Annotated in this window: 6 protein-coding genes; 3 read left to right on the top strand and 3 right to left on the bottom strand. The window is 69.6% G+C overall.

What is annotated here, in order from left to right:
• Window positions 1–139: 139 nt before the first annotated feature.
• Window positions 140–1,351 carry an MFS transporter gene (locus HMPREF0321_RS12140; RefSeq protein WP_006946817.1) on the bottom strand — a complete coding sequence of 404 codons (1,212 nt, stop codon included), beginning with the start codon at window positions 1,349–1,351 and terminating at the stop codon, window positions 140–142.
• A gap of 92 nt (window positions 1,352–1,443) precedes the next feature.
• On the opposite strand from HMPREF0321_RS12140, the gene HMPREF0321_RS12145 reads away from it, so the two are divergent.
• Both HMPREF0321_RS12145 and HMPREF0321_RS12150 read left to right on the top strand, forming a co-directional pair.
• Complete coding sequence (locus HMPREF0321_RS12145) at window positions 1,444–3,183, top strand: ABC transporter ATP-binding protein (RefSeq protein ID WP_006946819.1); 1,740 nt, start codon at window positions 1,444–1,446, stop codon at window positions 3,181–3,183.
• Window positions 3,180–5,237 (top strand): ABC transporter ATP-binding protein, encoded by a 2,058-nt coding sequence (locus tag HMPREF0321_RS12150; protein WP_006946818.1) that lies wholly within the window; start codon window positions 3,180–3,182, stop codon window positions 5,235–5,237. Before HMPREF0321_RS12145 ends, HMPREF0321_RS12150 begins: the two co-directional genes overlap by 4 nt.
• A 92-nt stretch (window positions 5,238–5,329) precedes the next feature.
• On the opposite strand, the gene HMPREF0321_RS12155 is transcribed toward HMPREF0321_RS12150, so the two are convergent.
• Both HMPREF0321_RS12155 and HMPREF0321_RS12160 read right to left on the bottom strand, forming a co-directional pair.
• Window positions 5,330–6,424 carry an NADH:flavin oxidoreductase/NADH oxidase gene (locus tag HMPREF0321_RS12155; protein ID WP_006946816.1) on the bottom strand — a complete coding sequence of 365 codons (1,095 nt, stop codon included), beginning with the start codon at window positions 6,422–6,424 and terminating at the stop codon, window positions 5,330–5,332.
• A gap of 121 nt (window positions 6,425–6,545) precedes the next feature.
• A complete protein-coding gene (locus HMPREF0321_RS12160) occupies window positions 6,546–7,460 on the bottom strand; it encodes a hypothetical protein (RefSeq protein WP_006946821.1) in 915 nt (304 codons plus the stop codon).
• A 122-nt stretch (window positions 7,461–7,582) separates the two neighbouring features.
• On the opposite strand from HMPREF0321_RS12160, the gene HMPREF0321_RS12165 reads away from it, so the two are divergent.
• Window positions 7,583–8,362 carry a CoA transferase subunit A gene (locus HMPREF0321_RS12165; protein WP_006946820.1) on the top strand — a complete coding sequence of 260 codons (780 nt, stop codon included), beginning with the start codon at window positions 7,583–7,585 and terminating at the stop codon, window positions 8,360–8,362.
• Window positions 8,363–8,428: the final 66 nt, after the last annotated feature.

Consider the following 8,428-nt stretch of genomic DNA (forward strand, 5'->3'; position numbering starts at 1 on the left):
CGTGGTGGCGGCCGCCGTCGCGGCGGAGATGGCGGCCTGCGCGGCCGGGGAGTCGAAAGCGGGAAGCGTGAAACGAGGCATGACCTCAGCCTAACGAGAGGCGCTGGCGCGGCACCACCACGTCAGCGACGTCGGCTGGTCACACCTGCGCAGCGCGCGCTTGCGCGCGCCGCAACAAACCGCGCGCCGCGACGGCGAGGACGAGGGCGACGCTCGTCGCCGTGAGCGTGACGGCGAACGCGGCCGTCGCGCCGTGGGCGTCGACGAGGCGTCCGGCGATGCCCGCTCCGCTCGCGTAGCCGAGGCCGGTCGCGCCGGCGAGGAACGTCATGGCCGTCGCGAGGCGCCCGCGATCGGTGATGAGTTCGCCGAGCGTGAACGTCGTGATCATGTACGGCGCGATCGCGAAGCCGAGGATGACGAGCTCACCTGCGAGCCCCCACAGCCCGTCGACGGCGAGCAACGGCAGCGACAGCACCCACATGGCCGTCGCGAAGAGGAGCAGCCGGCGCGCGTGATCCGGGGTGCGGCGCACGCGGCCCAACGCGAGGCCGGCGCTGACGGAACCGATGCCGAGCAGCGCGTGGAACAACCCGGCGCTCTCTGCGTGGCCGGCGGCGCGCGTCATCATCGTCGTACCGGTCTGGATCGAGCCGAACAGGTTGCCGATGAGGAACTGCGCGACGAACAGGACGGTGAACGCGGCGCTCCACACCGGTATGCGCGACGAGCCCGTCGGGGCCGGCGTGACCAGTGAGGCGCTGGGGTGACGTGCGAACTGCAGACCGAACCACAGCAGCAGCGCCGAGGCGGCGAGCAGCGGCGCCCACGTCCCGAACAAGGCCGCGAACGCGCCGACGAGCATCGGGCCGACGACGAACGACGCCTCGTCCGCGGCTCCCTCGTAGGAGAATGCGGTCGTGACGAGCCGCCCATCGGCGCCGTGCGATCCGATGATGGGACGCCAGCGCACGCGGGCGAGCTGACCGATCTGCGGCAGCGCGAACCCGGCGAGCGCCGCGACGACGGCCGTCAGCCACCAGGGCGTATCGAAGTAGCGGGTGGCGACGACACCGACGAGGCCCGCCGCGCCGCCGAGGCACTGCACGAGAAGGATGCGCGTCTGGCCGAGCCGGTCGGTGAGGGAACCGAACCAGGGCGAACCGATGGCGTTGCACACCGCCAGCGCTCCCGCGCAGATGCCGGCGTAGGTGTAGGAGTCGGTCGTCGTCGCGACGAGCAGCAGCGTGCCGAGTTGCGACATGGCCAGTGGCAGGCGCGCGATGAACGCGACGACGACGTACCAACGGCCCGTGAGCCCGAACAACCCTGAATACCCGACGTGACTCACCCGCCCATGCTACCGGCGCTGTGAGTGCGCCGAAACCGCCGACAACCGCGACCTGACGGGGTTGTCGGTCCTGGCGCACCTAGGCTGAGCAGGTGCTCGTCTCACTCGTGCGTCAGTCGCTGGCGCCCCATCGTCGGTTGCTGCTCGGGCTCGTCGCCGCGCAACTCGTCAGCGTCGCCGCGTCGCTGTATCTGCCGAACCTCAACGCCGACATCGTCGACCACGGCGTCGTACGCGCCGACACCGGTTACATCTGGCGCACCGGCGGCTGGATGCTGCTCGTCAGCGTTGTCCAGGTGTGCGCCGCGATCTGCGCGGCCTGGTTCTCGGCCCGCATCGCGATGAACGCCGGACGCGACATGCGGGCCCGCGTCTTCGGCGCCGTCCAGCGCTTCAGCTCGCGCGAGGTCGCCGAGTTCGGCGCGCCGTCGCTCATCACGCGCTCGACGAACGACGTGCAGCAGGTGCAGATGCTCGTTCTCATGGGCGCCAACCTCATGGTGACGGCGCCGATCATGATGGTGGGCGGCGTCGTGATGGCGCTGCATCAGGACGTCGGGTTGTCGTGGCTCATGGTCGTCGCCGTGCCGGTGCTGGCCGTCGCGATCGGCCTCATCGTCTCGCGCATGGTGCCCGGGTTCCGCACGGTTCAGGAGCGGCTCGACGGCGTCAACCGGGTCATGCGCGAGCACCTGTCGGGCATCCGCGTCGTGCGTGCGTTCGTCCGGGAACCGCACGAGTTGCAGCGTTTTGACGCCGCCAACTCGGCGCTTGCAAACGCGCAGATCCGCGTCGGCAACCTCATGGCCTTCATGTTCCCGACGGTGTTCCTCGTCATGAACCTCTCGACGGTCGCCGTCTGGTGGTTCGGCGGCCACCGCGTCGGTGACGGCGACCTGCAGATCGGCGCGCTGTCGGCGTACATGAGCTATCTCATGCAGATCCTCATGGCCATCATGATGGCCACGTTCATGCTCGTCATGATCCCGCGCGCCGCAGTGGCTGCCGAGCGCATCACGGCGGTACTGGACACGCGCTCGAGCGTGGTCGAGCCTCCGTCACCGATCCTGCCCGACGGTGGGGTGCGCGGCGTCGTCGAGCTCGAGCACGCCGAGATGCGTTATCCGGGCGCCGACGAACCTGTCGTACGCGATCTGTCGTTCACCGCCCGCCCCGGCCAACGCGTCGCGCTCATCGGCTCGACCGGTTCGGGCAAGTCGACGGTGCTCGGCCTCGTCGCGCGACTGTTCGACGTGACGGCCGGCGCGGTGCGCATCGACGGCGTCGACGTGCGCGAACTCGACCCGCAGGCGCTGTGGGGCAACATCGGCCTCGTCCCGCAGCACGCCTATCTGTTCTCCGGCACCGTCGCGTCGAACCTTCGCTACGGCAAACCCGACGCCACCGACGACGAGCTGTGGGCCGCGCTCGAGACGGCACAGGCGCGTGACTTCGTCGAGAGAATGGACGGTGGCCTCGACGCCGTCATCGAGCAGGGCGGCAGCAACGTCTCCGGCGGCCAACGGCAGCGATTGTGCATCGCTCGGGCGCTCGTCGCGAAGCCCCGCATCTACCTGTTCGACGACTCGTTCAGCGCACTCGACCTCGCGACCGACAGGCGGCTGCGCGCCGCGCTCGCCCCGCAGGTGGAGGACGCGACGGTGCTCATCGTCGCCCAGCGCGTCTCGACGATCACCGACGCCGACCTCATCATCGTTCTCGAGGACGGCGCGGCCGTCGGCATGGGAGCGCACGAAGAACTGCTCGCCACGTGCGGGCCGTACCGCGAGGTGGTTGATTCGCAGCTCGGACGCCAGGAGGGAGCGGCATGAGCCGCCGTCAGCCGTCGGGGCCCGCCGCATCGGCCGCATCGCCCGGCTCGGGCACTCGCCCGCCGGGCCCGCCGGCCGGAGGGCCGCGTCGCGGGGGTCATGGCGCGGCGATGGCGCCCGCGGAGAAGTCGCTGAACTTCGGCGCATCCGCGCGCCGCCTCATCGGGCTGCTGAAACCGCATCGGCTGCATGTCATCGCGGTACTGGCGCTCAGCGTCACGGCCGTCATCATGAACGTCGTCGCGCCGAAGGTGCTCGGCAAGGCCGTCGACGCAGTGTTCGCGGGCTCGGTGAGCATGCATCTGCCCCTGGGCTCGACGAAGGCACAGGCCGTGGCGGCGCTGCGCGCGTCGGGGCAGTCGAAGATGGCCGACATGGTCGCGGCGATGGACCTCGTGCCGGGCGCGGGCATCGACTTCGACCGTGTCGCGACGATCCTGCTCACCGTCGTCGCGCTCTACGTCGTCGCATCGCTGCTGCAGGTCGTGCAGGCGCGTCTGCTCAACACCGTCGTGCAACGGACGGTGGAGAAACTGCGCGCCGACGTCGACGCCAAGCTGCAGCGCGTGCCGCTGGCCTATGTCGACTCGCGCCCGCGCGGCGAGCTGCTCTCGCGCGTGACGAACGACATCGACAACGTCGGGCAGTCGATGCAGCAGTCGGCGGGGCAGCTGCTCGTGTCGATCTGCACGGTGCTCGGCGTCGTCGTCATGATGCTGACGGTCTCGTGGCAGCTGACGATCGTCGCACTGCTGACCATTCCCCTCGTCATGCTCGTGGCCGGGCAGATCATGAAGCGTTCGCAGGGGCAGTACGTAGCCCAGTGGGCGCACACGGGCACGCTCAACGGGCAGATCGAGGAGGCGTTCACGGCGCACGAGCTCGTCAAGGTCTTCGGGCGCGGGCCGCAGGTGGAGGCGGCGTTCGCGTCGACCAACGCCTCCTTGACGGAGGTCTCGCGCCGCGCGCAGTTCCTGTCGGGGCTGATGATGCCGATCATGATGTTCGTCGGCAACCTGCAGTACGTCGCGATCTGCGTCATCGGCGGCGTGCGCGTCGCGTCGGGGCAGATGACGCTCGGTGACGTCACCGCGTTCATCCAGTACTCGCGCCAGTTCACGCAGCCCGTCACGCAGATCGCGTCGATGATCAACCTGCTGCAGTCCGGCGTCGCGAGCGCCGAGCGTGTGTTCGAGGTGCTCGACGCGCCGGAGGAGTCGCGCGACGCCCGCGGGCGCGGTGCCGGCGAGAACGCGCACCTGCCGACGTCGCTGCGCGGAGAGGTCGTCTTCGATGACGTGCGCTTCGGTTACGACCCTGACGCGCCGCTCATCACGGGCCTCGACCTGCGGATCGAGCCCGGCCAGACGGTCGCCATCGTCGGGCCGACGGGTGCGGGCAAGACGACGCTCGTCAACCTCGTCATGCGCTTCTACGACGTCGATGCGGGTCGCATCCTCGTCGACGGGGTCGACGTGCGTGACGTGCCACGCGAGGAGTTGCGCTGCCACTTCGGGATGGTGCTGCAGGACAGTTGGCTGTTCCGCGGCTCGATCGCCGACAACCTGCGCTACGGGCGGCTCGACGCGAGCGACGAGGAACTGCTCGAAGCCGCTCGCGCGACGTTCGTCGACCGGTTCGTGCACTCACTGCCCGACGGCTATGACACGATCATCGACGACGACGGCGGCTCCATCTCGACGGGTGAGCGTCAGCTCATCACCATCGCGCGCGCCTTCCTCGCGCGGCCCGACATCCTCATCCTCGACGAGGCGACGTCATCGGTCGACACGCGCACGGAGGCGACGCTCCAGCAGGCAATGGCGGCACTGCGTCAGGATCGCACGAGCTTCGTCATCGCCCACCGGCTGTCGACGATCCGCGACGCCGACATCATCCTCGTCATGGAGAACGGCGACATCGTCGAACAGGGCTCGCACGACGATCTGCTCGCCGCGCGCGGCGCCTACTGGCGGTTGTACGAGGCGCAGTTCGCCGGGGCGGCGCAGACCGACACGGACGAGGGGAAGGCAGCGGACGTGCGACCGGCCTGACGGGAGCCGGATGCTTCCGGCGTCGTCGTCCGCATGCTTCGGCCGGGAAGACCGCCCCGACGTTCTCGAGGGTCGGGGCGGTCGATGGCATCTCAGCCCCGGGCGTGCTCCCACGCGCCGCGCGTGTATTGCGCGGGATAGGGGGTCTCGCGCCACGTCAGCCCCAGTTCGGCGGCGGCGCGCAGCGGCCAGTACGGCTCGCGCAGGCCTGCTCGTCCGATGAGGACGACGTCGGCGTCACCCTCGGTGAGGATCGCCTCGGCCTGCGCGGGCTCCGTGATGAGTCCCACGGCTCCGGTCGCAATATCGGCCCCGCGTCGGATCTCGGACGCGAAACGCACCTGGTAGTTGGGCCCGACGGGGATGTCGGCGGGCACGTTGCCGCCGGTGCTCGTGTCGACGAGGTCGACGCCGACGGACTTCAGCTCGCGAGCGAGGCGGACGGTCTCGTCGATGTTCCAGCCCGTCTCGGCCCAATCGGTGGCCGAGACCCGCACGAAGAGCGGCTTCGCCTCCGGCCAGGCCGCGCGCACCTCGGTCGCGATGCGCAGCAGCAGACGGGCGCGGTTCTCGAAGGAGCCGCCGTACTCGTCGTCACGGAGGTTGGAGGCAGGGGAGAGGAACTCGTGCAGCAGGTAGCCGTGCGCTGCGTGGAGCTCGACGACGTCGAAACCGGCCTCGTCCGCGCGTCGGGCGGCGTCGACGAAGGCGTCCACGACGTCGTCGATGTCGGCGAGCGTCATGGCGCGGGGCGTTGCGTAACCGTCGAAGGCGACCGCGGACGGGCCGAGAGCCTCCCAACCGCCCGCGTCGACGGGCACGCTGCCGGAGGGCTCACCCGCGAAGGGGCGGTAGGTCGACGCCTTGCGTCCGGCGTGCGCGAGCTGGACTCCGATCTTCGCGCCGTTCGCGTGGACGGCGTCGACGACGCGGCGCCATGCGGCCACCTGGTCGTGGTTCCACAGGCCGGCGTCCTGGGGGCTGATGCGCCCCTCGGGCGCGACGGCGGTGGCCTCCGTCAGCACGAGCCCGAAACCACCGACAGCGCGCGTCGCGTAGTGGACGAAGTGCCACGCGGTCGGGATACCGTCGCACGCCTCGCAGCTGTACTGACACATCGGCGTGAGCCAGATGCGGTTGCGGAACTCGACGTCGCGCAGGGTGAGGGGTTCGAACAGCTGGGGCATGCGGGGGCCTTTCGTCAGGGTCGGGAGCGGCCACGGACCGCGCCTCGTGGGGCCCATGCGACAACGGTGGTTAGGGACGCGATATTTCCTCGGCCCGTTGTCCTGGCCGCGAACCGCTCCGTCAGAACGCCGCAGATGCCTCGCCGCGCTTGACGTCGGCGCGCCATCGCGTGAGGAACGCGGCACCGGCGGCGTCGTTCGTCAGCGCCGGATCGGGCGTGACCTCGACGGGGTAGGTGCGCTCGAGCAGGCCGTCGGCGGGGCGAACGTCGCCGTGGCGCACGACGAATCCACGCTCGTGCAGACGATCAGCCATCGCGTAGTCGCTGCGAGAATCGCCGAGGGTGCGCCACTCGCGCGGGGTGATGCCACGCGCGGCGAGCAGTTCGATCGCCTTGTCGGCACCGACGTTCTTGCCGACCCCGACGTGCTCGATGTCGGTCGAGATGATCGTCGGATCGATGCGGACAGCGATGTCTTCACTGCCGTTGAGCGCTTCTCGCTCACCCCAGACGACGCCGATCTCCTGCTCGGCGAGGTAATCCCACACCCGCTGATCGAACGCGTGCTGACGTTCGCGGTAGACGTCGAGGTCGATGCCATGGCGCGCCTCGAGGCTCACCATGGCCTTCTTCGTGTCGTCGAAGAACATGGCGTCGTCGAAATCGGGGGCGATACTGCGGCAGTACTCGACGAGCCCCGTCGGAACGCGCAGGGCGTCGTCGACGCGCAGGTCGACGCCCGCGTTGCGCTGGTGCTCGCGCGTCGGGGTGAACCACGTCGCGCCCTTCTCACAGACGGCGATGACGGGCGCGTCGTCGGGTAGTCCGGCGTCGAGCAGCGCGGGCATGACGGTGGCTGCGACGAAGTTGTCGGAGCGACCCGTGTTGAACACGATGGGGACGCCCGTCCGCGCCATCGCGACGAGATCCGTGGCGATCGACGCGATCGCGACGGTGCGCGTCACCGGGCTCGCGATGGGTCCGTCGACGTCGAGGAGGAGGCCGTACAGGGGTTCGCGCAGCTGGCTCGTCATGCTCGAAGTGTCGTCGCGCGCGGGGCCGGCCGCAAGCCGCACCCCCGCACCTCGGTTAAGGATGATTAACTGAAGTCGGCATGGTGTGAGGTGCATCTCACGAAGCGCGATCTGGAGGGTTCATGGACAAGGTGGTGGCCTCGGCCGCGGAAGCGGTCGCCGACATCGGTGACGGTTCCTCGCTCGCCGTCGGAGGGTTCGGGCTGTGCGGCATCCCGAGCGTCCTCATCGCGGCGCTGCACGAGCAGGGCGCGAAGGATCTTGACGTCGTCTCCAACAACTGTGGCGTCGACGACTGGGGTCTCGGCGTGCTGCTGCGCGACGGGCGCCTGCGCACCGTCATCGCGTCGTACGTGGGCGAGAACAAGGAGTTCGCGCGCCAGTACCTCGAGGGCGAGCTGGAGGTGCACCTGACGCCGCAGGGCACCCTCGCAGAGAAGTTGCGCGCCGGTGGCGCAGGCATCCCCGCGTTCTACACGGCGACGGGTGTGGGTACGCAGGTCGCCGACGGCGGCATGCCGTGGAAGTACGCGGCCGACGGCTCGGTACAGAAGGCCTCACCGGTGAAGGAGACGCGCGTCTTCGGTGACGGCGATGACGCGAAGCCGTACGTGCTCGAGGAGGCCATCACGACGGACTTCGCGCTCGTGCGTGCGGCGAAGGGTGATCGTCACGGCAACCTTGTGTTCAACCTGTCGGCGCGCAACTTCAACCCGCTGTGCGCGATGGCGGGCCGCGTCGTCGTCGCGGAGGTGGAGCAGCTCGTCGAGCCGGGCGACATCCACCCCGACGACGTCCACCTGCCCGGCATCTATGTGCAGCGAGTCGTGGAATTGACGTCCGAACAGGCTGACGACAAGCGGATCGAGAAGCGCACGACCCGCGAGACGGAGGGTGACTGAGATGGATGGGCGACTGTTCGGGGGGCGTGCGTTCGACCGAGAGTGCGAGAAGCGCACGACCCGCGA

Origin of the sequence: Dermacoccus sp. Ellin185, assembly GCF_000152185.1 — a bacterium.
Lineage (GTDB): Bacteria > Actinomycetota > Actinomycetes > Actinomycetales > Dermatophilaceae > Dermacoccus > Dermacoccus nishinomiyaensis.